Origin of the sequence: Micromonospora sp. NPDC049151 (genome assembly GCF_040648395.1) — a bacterium.
Lineage (GTDB): Bacteria > Actinomycetota > Actinomycetes > Mycobacteriales > Micromonosporaceae > Micromonospora.
On the sequence record NZ_JBEZDP010000039.1, the window covers coordinates 1 to 17,683 of the forward strand.

The following is a 17,683-nucleotide window of genomic DNA, read 5'->3' on the forward strand; positions in this document are numbered from 1 at the left end:
GCGGCTGCTCACCCCTCCTCACGTTCAGACGAAACGACCCTCACATCCAGTCGGTTACGCCCACCCTCAAAAAGTTAGGACCTCTTAACACCTCGGGTCAGGCCCGGCCGCGGCGACGCCGCAGCGCGTCGAGCGCCTCGGCGAGCAGTGCCTCACCCTCCTCCGGCGTCCGCCGCTCCTGCACGTACGCCAGATGGGTCTTGTACGGCTCGGCGCGCTGGCGGCCCGGCGGGTCGCCCGGGTCGGGGCCGGCGGGCTCGCCGCAGCGCGGGCACTCCCAGGTGGCGGGCGTCTCCGCCTCGGCGGCGATCAGGAACTCGACCCGGTGCCCGTGGCGGCACCAGTAGACGACCGGGCGGCGCGGCGCGGGCTCGACCCGCTGGTCGAACCGCTCGGGGGCGGACCCGATGCGGGTGCCGCGGATGACGTTGTTGCTGGGCACTGTTGCTCGCTCCCTGTCGTCGGAGGGGACCGCCGCCGGAGGGGGTGGGCGACGGGCGACGCGCGGAGAAACAAAACTGCGCGCGGTCCGTGACGGACCGCGCGCAGATTGTACGCTTCTCAGCGCCGACTCAGGTGCCGCTGGCCATCTGCAGCCGCAGCCAGAGGCCGAGCCCGACGATGCACGCGAACCAGACGATTCCCACCAGAACGGTGTAGCGGTCGAGGTTCTTCTCGGCCACCGACGACCCGGCCAGGCTGGAGCTGACCCCGCCGCCGAACATGCTCGACAACCCGCCGCCCTTACCACGGTGCAGGAGGATGAGCAGGGTGAGCAGGACGCTCGTGATGACCAGCAGCGTGATCATCGTGTAGGCGAACCAGATCGGCATGGCGGGGGTCAGTCCTCTCGTTGCGATCACTGCCCGGACCTGTCGGGCACTGCGGCACCGGCCGGTGGACGGGCAGCGTCAAGGATAGCGAGCGATCAGCGGGCCGTGTGCTCCGGGAACCGGCAGATCTGCGCGAACTCCTCGGCGTCGAGGCTCGCGCCCCCGACCAGGGCCCCGTCCACGTCCGGCTGAGCCATGATCGCGGCGACGTTCGACGCCTTGACCGACCCGCCGTACAGGACCCGGACCTGCTCGGCGGTGCCCGCGTCGTAGGTCTCGGCGATGCGCTTGCGCACCGCGCCGCAGACCTCCTGGGCGTCCTCCGGCGTCGCCGTCTTGCCGGTGCCGATCGCCCAGACCGGCTCGTACGCCACGACGACCTTGGTGACCTGCTCGGCGGTGAGCCCCTTGAGCGCGCCGTCGAGCTGGTCGCAGCAGTGCCGCACCTGACCCGACTGCTCCCGGACCTCCAGGCCCTCGCCGATGCAGAGGATCGGGGTGAGCCCGTTGGCCAGCGCCGCCGACACCTTCGCGTTGACGAGCGCGTCGTCCTCGTGGTGGTACTGCCGCCGCTCGGAGTGGCCGACCACCACGTAGCCGCAGCCCAGCTTGGCGAGCATCGGCCCGGCGATGTCACCGGTGTACGCGCCCGACGGGTGCGGCGACAGGTCCTGCGCGCCGTAGCCGATCAGCAGCTTGTCGCCGTCCACGGCGGTCTGCACGGTACGCAGATCGGTGAAGGGCGGCAGCACCACGCACTCGACGTCGGTGAGCTGCTTCTCGTTCAGGCTCGCGGCCAGCTTCTGCACCAGCAGGTTGGCCTCGAGGTGGTTCAGGTTCATCTTCCAGTTGCCGGCCATCAGCGGCCGGCGGGTCGTGCTCGCCATTCAGTTCTCCAGGGCCGCGATGCCGGGGAGGGTCTTGCCCTCCAGGTATTCCAGGGAGGCGCCACCACCGGTGGAGATGTGCCCGAACGAGGACTCGTCCAGGCCCAGCGCGCGCACCGCCGCGGCCGAGTCGCCGCCGCCGACCACGCTGAACGCGTCGGCCTTGGTGATCGCCTCGGCCACACCCCGGGTGCCGTTGGCGAACGCCGCCATCTCGAACACGCCCATCGGGCCGTTCCAGAAGACGGTCTTCGCCTGCGACAGCGCGGCGGCGAACCCGGCCACCGTCTCCGGGCCGATGTCCAGGCCCAGCCGGTGGCTGGGGATGCCGTCGGCCGGCACGGTGTCGTGCGCGGCGTCCGGCGCGAACGCGTCGGCGGCCACCACGTCGACCGGGAGCATGATCTTGCCCGGCGCGCGCTCCATCAGGTTGCCGCAGGTCTCGACCATGTCCTTCTCCAGCAGCGACGTGCCCACCTCGTGGCCCTGGGCCTTGAGGAAGGTGAAGCACATGCCGCCACCGATGAGCAGCCGGTCCACTGTCGGCAGCAGCGCCTCGATCACGGCCAGCTTGTCGGAGACCTTCGAGCCCCCCAGCACCACCACGTACGGCCGCTCCGGGGAGCCGGTGAGGCGGCTGAGCACCTCGACCTCGCGCAGCACCAGCCGCCCGGCGAAGTGCGGCAGCCGGGCCGGCACGTCGTGCACGCTGGCGTGCTTGCGGTGCACCGCGCCGAACGCGTCGTCCACGTAGGCGTCACCGAGCGCGGCGAGCTGGTCGGCGAACGCGCCCCGCTCCGCGTCGTCCTTGCTGGTCTCGCCCTTGTTGAACCGCAGGTTCTCCAGCAGCGCGACCTGGCCGTCGGCCAGCCCCTCCACGGTGGACCGCGCCGAGTCACCCACGGTGTCCTCGGCGAAGTGCACCGGGGCACCGAGCAGCTCACCGAGCCGCCCGGCGACCGGGCGGAGGCTGAACTGCGGGTCCGGCGCGCCCTTCGGGCGGCCCAGGTGCGAGCAGACGACCACCTTCGCGCCGGCCCGCACCAGCGCGCTCAGCGTCGGCAGGACGGCCCGGATCCGCCCGTCGTCAGTGATCTCCCCGGTCTGCTTGTCGAGCGGGACGTTCAGGTCGGCGCGCACCAGCACGCGCCGACCCGACACCCCCTCGGCGAGCAGGTCGTCGAGGTTGCGGATGGTCGCACTCACAGGGACTGACCCACCAGCTTGACCAGGTCCACCAGGCGGTTCGAGTAGCCCCACTCGTTGTCGTACCAGCCGACGACCTTGACCTGGTTGCCGATCACCTTGGTCAGCGGCGCGTCGAAGATGCACGACGCCGGGTCGGTCACGATGTCGGCGGAGACGATCGGGTCCTCGTTGTAGCTGAGGATGCCCCGCAGCGGGCCCTCGGCGGCGGCCTTGAGCGCGGCGTTGACCTCGTCCACAGTGGTCTCCCGGCCGACCGTGACGGTCAGGTCGGTGGCCGAGCCGGTCGGGATCGGCACGCGCAGCGCGTAGCCGTCCAGCTTGCCCTTCAGCTCCGGCAGGACCAGGCCGATGGCCTTCGCGGCGCCGGTCGAGGTCGGCACGATGTTCAGCGCGGCGGCCCGGGCCCGGCGCAGGTCCTTGTGCGGCGCGTCCTGCAGGTTCTGGTCCTGCGTGTACGCGTGGATGGTGGTCATCAGACCCTGCTGGATGCCGAACGTGTCCTGCAGGACCTTCGCCATCGGGGCGAGGCAGTTGGTGGTGCAGGAGGCGTTCGAGATGATGTTGTGCTTGGCCGGGTCGTACTGGTCCTGGTTGACGCCCATGACCACGGTGACGTCCTCGTTCTTCGCCGGAGCGGAGATGATGACCTTCTTGGCCCCGCCGTCGAGGTGCGCCTTCGCCTTGGTGGCGTCGGTGAAGAAGCCGGTGGACTCGATGACCACGTCGGCGCCGACCTCGCCCCACGGCAGCTTGGCCGGGTCCTTCTCGGCGTACGCCTTGATGGTCTTGCCGCCCACGGTGATCTCGTCGGCGGTGGCCTTCACCTCGTGCGGGAGGCGGCCCAGGATGCTGTCGTACTTGACAAGGTGGGCGAGCGTCGCGTTGTCGGTCAGGTCGTTGACCGCCACGACCTCGATGTCAGCGCCGGACGCCAGCACTGCCCGGAAGAAGTTGCGGCCGATCCGGCCGAAGCCGTTGATGCCAACCCGGATGGTCACAGGTCCCATCTCCTCGCGTTCTGGTCCGCCGGCGCCAGACCGCTGCCGGCGGAGGTGTGTGCGCCGACCGTTGGAGCCGGCCGTCGACATGTCATCTCGGCCACCCCGCCGCGGTCACGGAGACCTGACCGCCCGAGGCGGTGAGCACGGCGAGGGATGCCTGTGCGCGGCCCCCTTGCCGTACGCAGCGACCATATCCGAGCGTGCGACGTCGCGCTGCGGCGGGTGGTGATCCCGCTCGCGGTGCGCCGCCGCCCGAGTCCTATCAGACCACGAGCATGTCCGGCGTGACTGCCGCTTCGGTATCCGGGATGCCCAGGTCACGGGCCCGCTTGTCGGCCAGCGCGAGCAGCCTGCGGATCCGGCCGGCGATGGCGTCCTTCGTCAGCGGCGGCTCGGCGAGCGCGCCCAGTTCCTCCAGCGACGCCTGGCGGTGCTCCAGCCGCAGCCGGCCGGCCGAGGTCAGGTGGTTCGGCGCGTCGTCCGCGAGGATCTCCAGCGCGCGGGTCACCCGGGCGGCGGCGGCCACCGCGGCACGCGCGGAACGGCGCAGGTTGGCGTCGTCGAAGTTGGCCAGCCGGTTCGCGGTGGCGCGCACCTCCCGGCGTACCCTCCGCTCCTCCCAGGCCAGCACGCTGGAGTGCGCCCCTATGCGGGTGAGCAGCGCGGCGATCGCGTCGCCGTCCTTGACCACCACCCGGTCCACGCCGCGCACCTCGCGGTTCTTCGCGGTGATGCCGATGCGGCGGGCCGCGCCGACGAGCGCCAGCGCCGACTCCGGACCGGGACAGGTGATCTCCAGCGCGCTGGAGCGGCCCGGCTCGGTGAGCGAGCCGTGCGCCATGAACGCCCCCCGCCAGGCCGAGACGGCACAGCAGACGTTCGCGGCCACCACGTGCGGCGGCAGGCCGCGCACCGGACGGCCGCGCACGTCGAGCAGACCGGTCTGCCGGGCGAGCGCCTCGCCGTCCTTGACCACCCGCACGATGAAGTGGCTGCCCTTGCGCAGCCCGCCGGAGGCGAGCACGTGGATCTCACTCGGGTAGCCGTAGACCTCGGCGATCTCCCGCCGCAGCCGGCGGGCCACCGCGCCGGTGTCCAGCTCCGCCTCGACCACGACGCGACCCGACACGATGTGCAGGCCACCCGCGAAACGCAGCAGGGCGGCCATCTCCGCCCGCCGACAGCAGGGCTTGGGCACGTCGACCCGACTCAGCTCGTCCTTGACCGCAGCCGTCATCGCCATAGTGCGCCCCCTCACGGACCGGTTCCGGCGTGTCGCCGGTGATTACGTACGTGTCTAACGATCGGCGCGCAGGACAGGCACCAGCGCGGCGCCCAACGCGGCTGGATCATGACGGGGCGTGCCGTCGAGGACGGCGACGGGAGCGAGGACCAGCCGGGCACCAAGCGATTCTGCCGCACGTTCGACCGCCGCGGGATCACCCACCGCCGTGGAGTCGGCGAGCACCCGGTCCACCTTCAGCTCGGGCAGATAGCGCCGAAGCGTGTCCAGATGGTCGGGAAGGGAGAGCCCCGAGGTCTCGTTCTCGGCCACCAGGTTGAGCGTCACCAGCCGCCGCGCCGGGCTGGACACGATCGCGTCGGCCAGCCCCGGCACCAGCAGGTGCGGCAGCACGCTCGTGTACCAGCTCCCCGGGCCGAAGATCAGCCAGTCCGCGGCGCGTACCGCGGTCACCGCCTCGGCACACGCGGCCGGCGCGGACGGGCTGAGCCGCAGCGACTCGACGGTGCCCGGGGTGACCGCGACCTGGTGCTGGCCGCGCACCGTGGACACCTCGTCCGGGTGCTCCGGGTCGGCGCCGCGGACCCGGGCCTCGATGCCCACCGGCTGGCGGGACATCGGCAGCACCCGCCCCACCGCGCCGAGCATCGCCCCGGCGTGGTCGAGCGCGGCCACCGGGTCGCCGAGCAGCTCGGTGAGCCCGTGCAGCAGCAGGTTGCCGACCGCGTGGCCGGCCAGCGAGTCGCCGACCGTTACCGGTACCGGCGCGGCGAGCGTCGGCGCCGGCGGCACGGCGGCGGCGAAGCGGTGCTGGAACAACGCCGCGCTGCGCCGGGTGGCCGGGTGGTCGCCGGCCAGCGCGACCAGCGCCTGCCGCAGGTCGCCCGGCGGCAGGCCGCCGCGCTCGGCGCGCAACCGGCCGCTGGAGCCGCCGTCGTCGCCGACGGTGACCACCGCGGTGATGTCCAGGTCAAGCTCGGGTACGCAGTGCCGCAGCGCCCGCAGCGACGCCGAGAGCCCGTGCCCGCCGCCGAAGGCGACCACCCTGGTCGGGATCACTCCCGCCCCAGGTCCCGGTGCTGGGCGTTGGCGGCGATGCCGGAGTGGCGCAGGCGGGAGGCCAGCTCCTCGGCGATGGCCACGCTGCGGTGCTTGCCGCCGGTGCAGCCGACAGCCACGGTCAGGTAGCGCTTGCCCTCCCGCTCGAACCCGGCGGTGGTGGCGTTGACCAGGTCGGCGTACCCGGCCACGAACGCGTCGGCGCCCTCCTGGCCCAGCACGTACGCGCTGACCGCCTCCTCCCGGCCGGTGTGCTCGCGCAGTTCCGGCACCCAGTACGGATTCGGCAGGAACCGGGCGTCCATCACGAAGTCGGCGTCCGGCGGCAGGCCGTACTTGAAGCCGAACGAGATCACCGTGATCCGCAGCCGGCGGGCGTCCTCACCGCCGAACAGCTCCTCCACCCGGCGGCGCAGCTGGTTCACGTTCAGGTGGCTGGTGTCGATGATCACGTCGGCCTGCTCGCGGGCCTCCTCCAGCAGCGTCCGCTCGACAGCGATGCCGTCGGCGAGCCGCCCGTCGCCCTGCAACGGGTGCGAGCGGCGCACGCTCTCGAACCGGCGGATCAGCACCTCGTCGTCGGCGTCGACGAAGACCACCCGGGGCTGGAAGCCGCGCTCCCGCAGCTCCCGGATCGCCCCGGCGAGGTCGGTGGAGAACGCGCGCGAGCGCACGTCCAGCACCATCGCCGTACGCCGGGCCGCGCCGCCGGCCTTGAACGCCAGCTCGGCCATGTCGAGAAGCAGTGCCTGCGGCAGGTTGTCGACCACGTAGTAGCCGACGTTCTCCAGTGCCCGGGCCACGGTGCTGCGCCCGCCGCCGGACAGGCCGGTCACCACCACCAGTGAGGTGTCCGACTCGGCCGGCGCCGTCTCCCCCTCGGTCCGTCCCAGGTCACCCGCTGTACGCGCCTCGCTCACCCGCTACCCCCAGCCGTGGCGCCGCGGCCGGTCGGCCGCGCATGGTCAATCAGCGACTCTAACGGCTGCGACCCGGCCCGGGATTCCACGGGGTGACGACCGGAACATGTCGGCGGCCCCAGCACGGCTCGCCGGGACGGGCGGTGTCGGGGGACGCTCGTAGACTGCGCGGATGGTCTCCCCCACCGACGAGCGGACCACCTCCGCACCGGCCGGCGACGCGCTCGACGTGTTGCGGCGGGTCTTCGGGTACGACGCGTTTCGCGGCTTCCAGCAGGAGGTCGTCGACCACGTGGTGGCCGGCGGCGACGCGCTGGTGCTCATGCCCACCGGTGGCGGCAAGTCGCTGTGCTACCAGATCCCCGCGCTGGTCCGCGACGGCGTGGCGGTGGTCGTCTCGCCGCTGATCGCGCTCATGCAGGACCAGGTCGACGCGCTGACAGCGGTCGGCGTCCGGGCCGGGTTCCTCAACTCGACCCAGGATCCCGCGCAGCGGCGCCGGGTCGAGGCGGCCTACCTCGCCGGTGAGCTGGACCTGCTCTACCTCGCCCCGGAAGGGCTCGCCGTGCGGTCCACGCTCGGCCTGCTGGAACGCGGCCGGATCGCGCTGTTCGCGATCGACGAGGCGCACTGCGTCTCGCAGTGGGGGCACGACTTCCGCCCCGACTACCTCAACCTGTCGATGCTGCACGAGCGCTGGCCGGACGTACCGCGCATCGCGCTGACCGCCACCGCGACCCGGGCGACGCGCACCGAGATCGCCACCCGGCTGCGGCTCACCGAGGCGCGGCACTTCGTGGCCAGCTTCGACCGGCCCAACATCCAGTACCGCATCGTGCCCAAGCGGGAACCGCGCCGCCAACTGCTGAGCCTGCTGCGCGACGAGCACCCCGGCGACGCCGGCATCGTCTACTGCCTGTCCCGGGCCTCGGTGGACAAGACCGCCGAGTTCCTGGTCGCCAACGGCATCCCCGCGCTGCCCTACCACGCCGGGCTGGACGCCGCGACCCGCGCCGCCAACCAGCAGCGGTTCCTGCGCGAGGACGGCCTGGTCATGGTCGCCACCATCGCGTTCGGCATGGGCATCGACAAGCCCGACGTACGCTTCGTCGCCCACCTGGACCTGCCGAAGTCGGTCGAGGGCTACTACCAGGAGACCGGCCGCGCCGGGCGCGACGGGCTGCCGTCCACGGCCTGGCTGGCGTACGGGCTCCAGGACGTGGTGCAGCAGCGCAAGATGATCGAGACGTCCGAGGGCGACCTCGCGCACCGGCGCAACCTGGCCGCCCACCTGGACGCGATGCTGGCGCTCTGCGAGACGGTCCGCTGCCGCCGCGCCCAGCTGCTCGAATACTTCGGCGAGGCCGGGGTGGCCGACTGCGGCAACTGCGACACCTGCCTCGAACCGCCGGAGTCCTGGGACGGCACCGTCGCCGCGCAGAAGCTGCTGTCCACCGTCTACCGGCTCGACCGCGAGCGCAACCAGCGCTTCGGCGCCGGGCACAGCATCGACATCCTGCTCGGCAAGCACACCGACAAGATCGACCAGTACGGCCACGACGCGCTGAGCACCTTCGGCATCGGCACCGAGCTGCGCGAGGCCGAGTGGCGTGGCGTGGTGCGGCAACTGCTCGCCGAAGGGCTGCTCGCCGTCGAGGGCGACTACGGCACGTTGGCGCTGACCGAGGCCAGCGCGGACGTGCTCGGCCGCCGCCGTACCGTCACGCTGCGCAAGGAGCCCGAGCGTCAGGCGGCCGGCCGGTCCGCCAAGCCCCGGGGCGCGGCCACCGTTGTCGCCGACCTCTCCCCCGCCGCCGCGCCCGTCTTCGAGCGGCTCCGCGCCTGGCGCGCGGCCACCGCCAAGGAGCAGGGCGTCCCGGCGTACGTCATCTTCCACGACGCGACCCTGCGGCAGATCGCCGCCGAGCCGCCGGCCTCGCTTGCCGAGCTGTCCAGGGTCAACGGCGTCGGGGAGAACAAGCTCGCCAAGTATGGCGAGTCGATCCTGGCCGTGCTCGCCGAGTCCTGACACGCACGCGCGGAAGGGCCCGGCCCCGTGGTGGGGTCGGGCCCTTCCGGCGTGCTGTGGCCTCGCTGTTGGCTGCAAGTGTTCTTGCTCTGCGGCCATGGGTGCGGCGGATTGGTCAGCTGGTGCTGTAGCCGCGGGTGGCGATCCAGTCGGCGAGGTTGTCGATGCTCATGCGGTAGGTGGCGGTGTTCGGGTCGGCGCTGTCGGCGATGGTGACGGTCTTACCGTCGTCGCGGTAGCCGATGACGCTGATGTAGTGGCCGCCCTCGAAGGAGTGGGTGTTGCCGTCGGTGTCGGTGGCGGTGCCGGCGATGTTGGCGACCACGGCCCGGCCGGCGTCGACGGTCTTGACGACGTCGGCGCGCAGGGTGTCGGTCTGCTTGTCGTCGGCCTTGGGGGTGCTGATCTCGACGGACTTGTAGGCGTCCTTGGCGCCGGTCTCCTTGTTCAGTACGGGGGTGATGTCGTTGATGCTGTCGGTGCCGGACTCGGTGGTGCCCATCTCCTTGGCCATGGCGTGCACGTCGATGTTCTTGCCCTGCACGCTCAGCGCGTTACGCGCGGCGGCGGGGCCGCAGAAGTAGAAGTTGGGCTGCGCCTCGTAGCGCACGTCCAGCTCCCGCTCGCCGTGGCCCTTGCGGTCGGCCACCACGGTGGTGGTGCTGGTGGTGGGGGCGGCGTGGGCGGCGATGGCGGGACCGGCGATGCCACCGGCGGTGGCGGCGATACCGGCAGCGGTCAGAACGGTCTTGCGCAGCAGAGTGGTAGCCATGATGGTTGCCTCCCTGAAGTGGGGGATGACGCGGCGGGGGGTGCCGCGAAAGGGGGGAAAGTCTTCGGGGTGCCCGTCGAAGGGCTGGCACGCGGGCGGCCATGGGGGCCTGCTCTGCGCGGCTCGGGGATGTAACGACGACCGGCCCGGTGTCATTCCCGGCGGTGGTGACTCCGTCCGGGGCTGACGACCCGAGGACGTTGCCTGCTGTCCGCGGCTCGGGGATGTAACGACCGGCGGGCCGGGGCCATTCCCTGACCCGGCGATCCGCTCGACGCCCCGGTGGGCCGGTGCGCGGCGCTCGACCCGGTGCCTCGGCGGCCAGTCATGTACAACGCCCCGCGCCCGCCACCGATTCCACCCTCACGATGGCACCGACCACAGCCCGTCAGGGCCACCGCAGCCGAACCGGACACCACTTCCCAGACCACCCGCCCGGACGCGGACGGACCCGCGAAACACCGGCCTCGGAACAGCGGCCACCATGATCCACCCCGCCCGCCCGCGGGGCGCTCCGACCGCGATCCTGCACGTCGTGCCCGGCCAGCCCGCGATCTTGCACTTTGGTGCCCGGCAAACCTCGCGAATCCGGCATCACCGAGGCACTAACTGCAAGATCGCGTGGGGCGTGGGGCGGGTGCGGGTGCGGAGCGGGGGGGCGGCGGTACCCGCGTCCGAGGAGTGGGCTTCCGTCTCACCACCCATCGGGACACGGGCACCCACGGGTTCCTGACGGGGCTGACGGTGACGTGCCGGTAAGCCGGGCGGCGGACGAACCCAGGAAGAGGTCAGGAGCGGGGGGCGGCGTCCGCTGTCGAGCCGTCCAGCGCGGCCAGGATCGCCTCGGCCGTACGCCTGCCCACCCCGGGCACCTCGCTGATCTCCTCCACCGTGGCGGCGGACAGCCGCTTCAGTGAGCCGAAGTGCCGCAGCAGCGCCTTGCGGCGTACCTCGCCGAGGCCGGGGACGTTGTCCAGCGCGGATTCGGTCATCCGCTTGGAGCGCCGCTGCCTGTGGAACGTGATGGCGAAGCGGTGCGCCTCGTCGCGTACGCGTTGCAGCAGGTAGAGCGCCTCGGAGGTGCGCGGCAGGATCACCGGGAACTCGTCGTCGGGCAGCCACACCTCCTCCAGCCGCTTGGCCAGCCCGCACAACGCCACGTCGTCGATGCCCAGCTCGGCGAGCGCCTTCGCGGCGGCGGCGACCTGGGGCGGGCCGCCGTCGACCACGACGAGCTGCGGCGGGTACGCGAACTTGCGCGGCCGCCCGGTGGTCGGGTCGATGCCGGGGCGGTCGGGGTCGGAGGCGGTCTCCTCGCCGAGCTCACCGGTCTCGGCGCGGGCGTCGAGGTAGCGGGCGAAGCGCCGCCGCAGCACCTCGGACATGGCCGACAGGTCGTCGGTCGCGCCGCGCACGATAAACCGCCGGTATTCGCTCTTGCGGGGCAGCCCGTCCTCGAACACGACCATGCTGGCGACCACGTCGGTGCCCTGGATCTGGGAGACGTCGAAGCACTCGATGCGCAGCGGCGAGGTGTCCATGCCGAGCGAGTCGGCGATCTCGTCGAGCGCCTGGCTACGGGTGGTCAGGTCGCCGGCCCGCTTGAGCTTGTGCCGGGCCAGCGCGTCCTTGGCGTTGCGCTCGACGGTCTCCAGCAACGACCGCTTGTCGCCGCGCTGCGGGACGCGCAGCGACACCCGGCTGCCCCGCCGGGCGGTGAGCCAGTCGGCGAGCGCGTCGGCGTCGCCGGGCAGCTCGGGGACGAGCAGCTCGCGGGGCACGTCGGCCTCACCCTGCTCGCCGCCGTACACCTGGGTGCAGAAGTGGTGCACGAGGTCGCCGGTGGTCAGTTCCTCGGTCTTCTCCACCACCCAGCCGCGCTGGCCCCGCACCCGGCCGCCGCGGACGTGGAAGACCTGCACGGCGGCTTCGAGCGGGTCGTCGGCGAAGGCGACCACGTCGGCGTCGGTGCCGTCGCCGAGCACCACAGTCTGCTTCTCCATCGCCCGCCGCAGCGCCGCGACGTCGTCGCGCAGCCGGGCGGCCCGCTCGAACTCCAGTTGCTCGCTGGCGTCGAGCATCTCCTTCTCCAGCCTGCGGACCATGGTGTCGGTGCGGCCGGCCATGAAGTCGCAGAAGCCGTCGACGATCTCCCGGTGCTGCTGCGCGCTGACGCTGCCGACGCACGGCGCCGAGCACTTGCCGATGTAGCCGAGCAGGCAGGGCCGGCCGACCTGGCCGGCCCGTTTGAACACCCCGGACGAGCAGGTCCGCGCCGGGAAGACCCGCAGCAGCAGGTCGAGCGTCTCGCGGATCGCCCAGGCGTGCGAGTAGGGCCCGAAGTAGCGCACGCCCTTGCGCTTGACCCCGCGCATCACCTGCAACCGCGGGTATTCCTCGTCGAGCGTGACAGCGAGATAGGGGTACGACTTGTCGTCGCGGTAGCGGACGTTGAACCGGGGGTCGTACTGCTTGATCCAGGTGTATTCCTGCTGGAGCGCCTCGACCTCGGTGGCGACGGTGATCCAGTCGACCGACTCGGCGGTGAAGACCATCTGCCGGGTGCGCTGGTGCAGGCCGACCGGGTCGGCGAAGTAGGAGTTGAGCCGGCTGCGCAGGTTGCGCGCCTTGCCGACGTAGATCACCCGGCCGGTGCCGTCGCGGAAGCGGTAGACCCCTGGCGACTCCGGGATGGTGCCGGGCGCGGGACGGTAGGTCGAGGGGTCAGCCACGGCGCCAAGCCTAGTCCGCACCCCTGACACCCGGCCGCCGCCGCGCCCCCGCCGGCCACCGGGCGACGGGGGCGCCGACGCGGTCAGGCCAGGCGGATCTGGTCGCCGTCAACCTTGATCTCCTTGGCCGCGAGCGGCTTGGTGGCCGGGCCGCCCTTCACCGAGCCGTCGGTGATGGAGAACCGGCTGTTGTGGCAGGTGCAGTTGATCGTGCCGCCGTCGACGTTCGACACCGGGCAGCGCTGGTGCGTGCAGATCGGGTCGAACGCCTTGAACTGGCCGGCCTCGGGCTGCGTGATCACCACGCCCTGGCTGGCGAAGACGGCGCCGCCACCGACCGGGATGTCCGAGGTGCGGGCCACGGCGTTGCTGCCGGCGCGGTCGCCGCCGCCGGCATCCCCGGTGGCGGTGGCACCGGGCGGGCCGCCGCTGGTCGGGGCGAGCCCGGGTGACGCGTCGTCGTCGCTGCCGCAGCCCGCGAGCACCACTGCCGCCCCCACCGCGCCGGCTCCGGCGAGCAGGGTACGGCGGCTCTGGGTGACCGGTCGGGTCAGCGCCTGATCATCACTCATCTCCGGCCTTTCTCTCGACTTACTGCGGAACACGCACAAGCTTGCGGCACGGTTCATATTGACGCGTCAACGAACCGGGCGCCGCGGTGGAGGACGCCGGTCAGCGCGCACCGGCGGGCACCTTGCGGGCCCGCTGCTTGGCGCTGCCGTTGGCCTTCGCCGCCCGGGTGGTGGCGGCCTTGGCGCCCTTGGCCTTGCCGTCGAGCTTGAGGATCGGCCGCAGGAACTCCCCGGTGTGGCTCTCCGGCACCTCGGCGACCTCCTCCGGCGTGCCGGTGGCGAGCACGGTGCCGCCCCGGTGGCCACCCTCGGGGCCCATGTCGATGAGCCAGTCGGCTGTCTTGATCACGTCGAGGTTGTGCTCGATGGTGATGACCGTGTTGCCCTTGTCGACAAGGCCCTCCAGCACCATCAGCAGCTTGCGGATGTCCTCGAAGTGCAGGCCGGTGGTGGGCTCGTCGAGCACGTAGACGGTGCGGCCGGTGGAGCGCTTCTGGAGCTCGGAGGCGAGCTTGACGCGCTGCGCCTCACCGCCGGACAGCGTCGGCGCGGGCTGGCCGAGCCGGACGTAGCCGAGGCCGACGTCGACGAGCGTCCTGAGGTGCCGGTGGATGGCCGGGATGGCGGAGAAGAACTCGGCCGCCTCCTCGATCGGCATGTCCAGCACCTCGGCGACCGTCTTGCCCTTGTAGTGCACCTCAAGGGTCTCGCGGTTGTAGCGCGCGCCCTTGCACACCTCGCAGGGGACGTAGACGTCCGGCAGGAAGTTCATCTCGATCTTGATGGTGCCGTCGCCGGAGCACGCCTCGCAGCGCCCGCCCTTGACGTTGAACGAGAACCGGCCCGGGCCGTACCCCCGGACCTTGGCCTCGGTGGTCTCGGCGAAGAGCTTGCGGACGTGGTCCCAGACCCCGGTGTAGGTCGCGGGGTTGGAGCGCGGGGTCCGCCCGATCGGTGACTGGTCCACGCCGACGACCTTGTCCACGTGCTCCAGGCCGGTGACCCGGGTGTGCCGGCCGGGCACCAGCCGGGCGCCGTTGATCTGGTTGGCCAGCACGGCGTAGAGGATGTCGTTCACCAGCGTCGACTTGCCCGAGCCGCTGACCCCGGTGACCGCGATGAGCTGGCCGAGCGGGAAGCTCACGGTGAGGTTGCGCAGGTTGTGCTCGCGTGCGCCGTGCACCACCAGCTCCCGGCCGGGCGTCTGGGGCCGGCGGGTGGCGGGCGTCGGGATGACCTTGCGGCCGGCCAGGTACGCCCCGGTGACCGACTCGGTGTTGTCGAGCAGCGCCGGCACCGACCCGCTGTGCACGATCTTGCCGCCGTGCTCGCCCGCGCCCGGGCCGATGTCGACGATCCAGTCGGCGACGCGGATGGTGTCCTCGTCGTGCTCGACCACGATCAGCGTGTTGCCCAGGCCGCGCAGCCGCAGCAACGTCTCGATGAGCCGGTGGTTGTCCCGCTGGTGCAGGCCGATCGACGGCTCGTCGAGCACGTAGAGCACGCCGACCAGGCCGGAGCCGATCTGGGTGGCCAGCCGGATGCGCTGGGCCTCGCCGCCGGAGAGCGTGCCGGCCGGGCGGTCCAGCGAGAGGTAGTCCAGGCCGACGTCGAGCAGGAACTTCAGCCGGGCGTTGATCTCCTTGAGCACCCGCTCGGCGATCATCTTCTGCCGGTCGGTCAGCTCGATGCCGGCGAGCAGGTCGGCCGCCTCGCCGACGGAGAGGTTGCAGACCTCGGCGATGCTCTTACCGGCCAGGGTGACCGCGAGCACCTCGGGCTTGAGCCGGGTGCCGCCGCAGGCCGCGCAGGGCACGTCCCGCATGTAGCCCTCGTACTTGTCCCGGGACCACTCCGACTCGGTGTCGGTGTGCCGGCGCTCGATCCACTGCACCACGCCCTCGAAACCGGTGTAGTAGGAGCGCTCGCGGCCGTACTTGTTGCGGTAGCGCACGTGCACCTGGTCGTCGGAGCCGTGCAGGATCGTCTTCTGCGCCCGCGACGGCAGCGCCCGCCACGGCGTGTCGATGTCGAAGTGCTCGGCCTCGCCGAGCGCCTCCAGCAGCCGCAGGAAGTATTCGAGGTTGTGCCCGGTGGCCCAGGGCTGGATCGCGCCCTCGCGCAGCGTGCGCTCCGGGTCGGGGATGACCAGCTCCGGGTCCACCTCCTTCTTCGTGCCCAGGCCGGTGCACTCGGGACAGGCGCCGTACGGGGCGTTGAAGGAGAAGACCCGGGGTTCCAGGTCCTCGATCGCGAGCGGGTGGTCGTTCGGGCAGGCCAGGTGCTCGGAGTAGCGGCGCTCCCGGGCCGGGTCGTCCTCGGGCAGGTCGACGAAGTCGAGCAGCACCAGGCCGCCGGACAGGCCGAGCGCGGCCTCGACCGAGTCGGTAAGCCGCTGCTTGGCGCTCGGCTTGACGCTGAGCCGGTCGATCACCACCTCGATGGTGTGCTTCTCCTGCTTCTTGAGCTTCGGCGGCTCGGTCAGCGGGTGCACCACGCCGTCGACCCGGGCACGGGCGTAGCCCTTGGCCTGGAGTTCGGCGAACAGGTCGACGTACTCGCCCTTGCGGCCGCGCACCACGGGCGCGAGCACCATGAACCGGGTGCCCTCGGCCATGGCCAGGACCCGGTCGACGATCTGCTGCGGGCTCTGCTTGGAGATCCGCTCGCCGCAGATCGGGCAGTGCGGCTCGCCGATGCGGGCGAAGAGCAGGCGGAGGTAGTCGTAGACCTCGGTGATGGTGCCGACGGTGGAGCGCGGGTTGCGCGAGGTGGACTTCTGGTCGATGGAGACGGCGGGACTGAGGCCCTCGATGAAGTCGACGTCGGGCTTGTCCATCTGGCCGAGGAACTGCCGGGCGTACGACGACAGCGACTCGACGTAGCGGCGCTGCCCCTCGGCGAAGATGGTGTCGAACGCCAGGCTCGACTTGCCCGAACCGGAGAGCCCGGTGAAGACGATCAGGGCGTCCCGGGGCAGGTCGAGACTGACGTCACGCAGGTTGTGCTCGCGCGCGCCACGGATGATCAGTCGGTCGGCCACGGTGCGTGTGCTCCCGGAAGAAGAATATGAGGCGGATCTGTGCACCAGACGCCGGGTCTGGATGGTTTTCACAGGTTGTCGGGGGCGCAGAGAAAACGCCCCGGCAACTCTAGCCCCGACGTATGACAACTTCCGTCGTGCGAACATTCCCCCAGCTCAGGACGGTCGGGTGCGAATCACGTAGCCCCACCCGACCGGCCCGGGCCGGCTCAGAATCCCCCTGGTGCGGGCGGGGTCGCCGGACGCCCGGTGCGTCGCCGCCCACCCCGCCGGCCGCCCCGCCGTTCGGCCGCGAGCCGGGCCGCGCGCCGGCCGCTCTCGTACTCGATCTCCCGCTGGAGCCGGCGCCAGCTCTCCCAGCGGCGCACCGGCAGCGCGCCGTCGTCCAGCGCGGCCCGCACCGCGCAGCCCGGCTCGGCGTCGTGGGCGCAGTCGCCGTACCGGCAGCCGGCGGCCAGCTCGGTGATGTCGGCGAACGCCCGGTCGAGGCCGGTCGCGCCGTCGAGCAGGCCGACCGCCCGTACGCCCGGGGTGTCCAGCACCGCTCCCCCACCCGGCAGCGGCACCAGCGACCGCCAGGTGGTGGTGTGCCGGCCCTTGCCGTCGACCCGGCGGATCGCCTGGGTGCGCATCACATCGGCCCCGGTCAGCGCGTTGACCAGGCTCGACTTGCCGGCCCCGGAGGGGCCGAGCAGGCCGAGCGTGCGGCCCGGGGCGACGTGCCGGCGCAGCGGCGCCAGGCCGGTGCCGTGCTCGGCGCTGACCGGCAGCACCGGCACCCCCGGCGCGAGGTCGGCCAGCTGCCGGGCGACCGCCGCCGGGTCGGCGGCCAGGTCCGCCTTGGTGAGCACGACCAGCGGCTCCGCGCCGGACTCGTGCACCAGGGACAGCAGCCGTTCGATCCGCGCGGCGTCCGGCTCCGGGTGCACCGGCTCGACCACCGCCGCGGCGTCGAGGTTGGCGGCCAGCACCTGGCCGCTGGCGTCCTTGCCGGCGGTACGCCGCACCAGCGCGGTACGCCGGGGCAGCACCGCCTCCACCGTGACCGGGCCGTCCGGCCAGGCGCACAGCAGCACCCAGTCACCCGCGCAGGGCAGCGCGGTCGCGTCGCGGGCGGCGGCGGACAGCACGCCGCCGCCGAGGCTGGCCCGCACCGGCCCCTGCGGGCACAGCACGGTGCAGACGCCCCGGTCCACCCGGGCGACCCGCCCGGGAGTACGGCCGGAGCGACGGTCGAGATGGGCCGCCCAGCCGGCGTCCCAGCCGAGGGCGGTCAGATCGAGAGTCATGGTGTCCTCATCGGTGTCGAGGGGAGATACGGCGGAACACACGCGTTGCGACCGGCATGCGCACCACCTCCCCTCCGACTCCCGGTGCCGCGTA

Annotated in this window: 14 protein-coding genes; 1 reads left to right on the plus strand and 13 read right to left on the minus strand. The window is 72.1% G+C overall.

Translation table 11 applies throughout. The features are described 5' to 3' along the window. Window positions 1-97: 97 nt before the first annotated feature. The 8 genes from AB0B20_RS27985 to rapZ form a co-directional block, all read right to left on the minus strand. Complete coding sequence (locus AB0B20_RS27985) at window positions 98-442, minus strand: RNA polymerase-binding protein RbpA (RefSeq protein ID WP_018788218.1); 345 nt, start codon at window positions 440-442, stop codon at window positions 98-100. Between the two features lie 130 nt (window positions 443-572). Next, window positions 573-833, minus strand: coding sequence for a preprotein translocase subunit SecG (gene secG / locus AB0B20_RS27990; protein WP_091420428.1), 261 nt, complete (start codon window positions 831-833; stop codon window positions 573-575). Window positions 834-928: 95 nt separating this feature from the next. Next, window positions 929-1,720, minus strand: coding sequence for a triose-phosphate isomerase (gene tpiA, locus AB0B20_RS27995; protein ID WP_357381024.1), 792 nt, complete (start codon window positions 1,718-1,720; stop codon window positions 929-931). Next, complete coding sequence (locus AB0B20_RS28000; protein ID WP_357474789.1) at window positions 1,721-2,926, minus strand: phosphoglycerate kinase; 1,206 nt, start codon at window positions 2,924-2,926, stop codon at window positions 1,721-1,723. Next, window positions 2,923-3,927 (minus strand): type I glyceraldehyde-3-phosphate dehydrogenase, encoded by a 1,005-nt coding sequence (gene gap, locus AB0B20_RS28005; protein ID WP_357381020.1) that lies wholly within the window; start codon window positions 3,925-3,927, stop codon window positions 2,923-2,925. The genes AB0B20_RS28000 and gap overlap by 4 nt, the downstream gene beginning before the upstream one ends. A 265-nt stretch (window positions 3,928-4,192) precedes the next feature. Continuing rightward, window positions 4,193-5,173, minus strand: coding sequence for a DNA-binding protein WhiA (gene whiA / locus AB0B20_RS28010; protein WP_018788213.1), 981 nt, complete (start codon window positions 5,171-5,173; stop codon window positions 4,193-4,195). A 54-nt stretch (window positions 5,174-5,227) separates the two neighbouring features. Continuing rightward, a complete protein-coding gene (gene yvcK, locus AB0B20_RS28015; RefSeq protein ID WP_357381018.1) occupies window positions 5,228-6,232 on the minus strand; it encodes a uridine diphosphate-N-acetylglucosamine-binding protein YvcK in 1,005 nt (334 codons plus the stop codon). Beyond that, entirely contained in the window at window positions 6,229-7,152 is a 924-nt protein-coding gene (rapZ, locus tag AB0B20_RS28020) for an RNase adapter RapZ (protein WP_262014426.1), read from the minus strand. Before rapZ ends, yvcK begins: the two co-directional genes overlap by 4 nt. Before the next feature lie 172 nt (window positions 7,153-7,324). On the opposite strand from rapZ, the gene recQ reads away from it, so the two are divergent. Beyond that, entirely contained in the window at window positions 7,325-9,181 is a 1,857-nt protein-coding gene (recQ, locus tag AB0B20_RS28025; RefSeq protein WP_357381015.1) for a DNA helicase RecQ, read from the plus strand. A gap of 115 nt (window positions 9,182-9,296) precedes the next feature. On the opposite strand, the gene AB0B20_RS28030 is transcribed toward recQ, so the two are convergent. The 5 genes from AB0B20_RS28030 to rsgA all read right to left on the minus strand — a co-directional run bounded on the left by AB0B20_RS28030 (window position 9,297) and on the right by rsgA (window position 17,589). Then, a complete protein-coding gene (locus AB0B20_RS28030) occupies window positions 9,297-9,953 on the minus strand; it encodes a C39 family peptidase (RefSeq protein ID WP_357474792.1) in 657 nt (218 codons plus the stop codon). A 788-nt stretch (window positions 9,954-10,741) separates the two neighbouring features. Next, complete coding sequence (uvrC, locus tag AB0B20_RS28035) at window positions 10,742-12,685, minus strand: excinuclease ABC subunit UvrC (RefSeq protein WP_357474795.1); 1,944 nt, start codon at window positions 12,683-12,685, stop codon at window positions 10,742-10,744. Between the two features lie 83 nt (window positions 12,686-12,768). After that, window positions 12,769-13,257: a Rieske (2Fe-2S) protein gene (locus AB0B20_RS28040; protein WP_357381009.1), complete on the minus strand. Its 489-nt coding sequence runs from the start codon at window positions 13,255-13,257 to the stop codon at window positions 12,769-12,771. A 100-nt stretch (window positions 13,258-13,357) separates the two neighbouring features. Further along, entirely contained in the window at window positions 13,358-16,300 is a 2,943-nt protein-coding gene (uvrA, locus tag AB0B20_RS28045; protein WP_357381007.1) for an excinuclease ABC subunit UvrA, read from the minus strand. A 209-nt stretch (window positions 16,301-16,509) separates the two neighbouring features. Then, on the minus strand, window positions 16,510-17,589 hold the full coding sequence (gene rsgA / locus AB0B20_RS28050; protein ID WP_357474798.1) for a ribosome small subunit-dependent GTPase A: 1,080 nt from the start codon (window positions 17,587-17,589) through the stop codon (window positions 16,510-16,512). Window positions 17,590-17,683 lie beyond the last annotated feature (94 nt).

What these genes read in the sequence shown, in the direction of transcription:
- whiA (WP_018788213.1), bottom strand. Translation starts at nt 5,173, where the DNA reads ATGGCGATGACGGCTGCGGTCAAGGACGAGCTGAGTCGGGTCGACGTG.
- AB0B20_RS28030 (WP_357474792.1), bottom strand. Translation starts at nt 9,953, where the DNA reads ATGGCTACCACTCTGCTGCGCAAGACCGTTCTGACCGCTGCCGGTATC.
- recQ (WP_357381015.1), top strand. Translation starts at nt 7,325, where the DNA reads ATGGTCTCCCCCACCGACGAGCGGACCACCTCCGCACCGGCCGGCGAC.
- secG (WP_091420428.1), bottom strand. Translation starts at nt 833, where the DNA reads ATGCCGATCTGGTTCGCCTACACGATGATCACGCTGCTGGTCATCACG.
- AB0B20_RS28040 (WP_357381009.1), bottom strand. Translation starts at nt 13,257, where the DNA reads ATGAGTGATGATCAGGCGCTGACCCGACCGGTCACCCAGAGCCGCCGT.
- rsgA (WP_357474798.1), bottom strand. Translation starts at nt 17,589, where the DNA reads ATGACTCTCGATCTGACCGCCCTCGGCTGGGACGCCGGCTGGGCGGCC.
- tpiA (WP_357381024.1), bottom strand. Translation starts at nt 1,720, where the DNA reads ATGGCGAGCACGACCCGCCGGCCGCTGATGGCCGGCAACTGGAAGATG.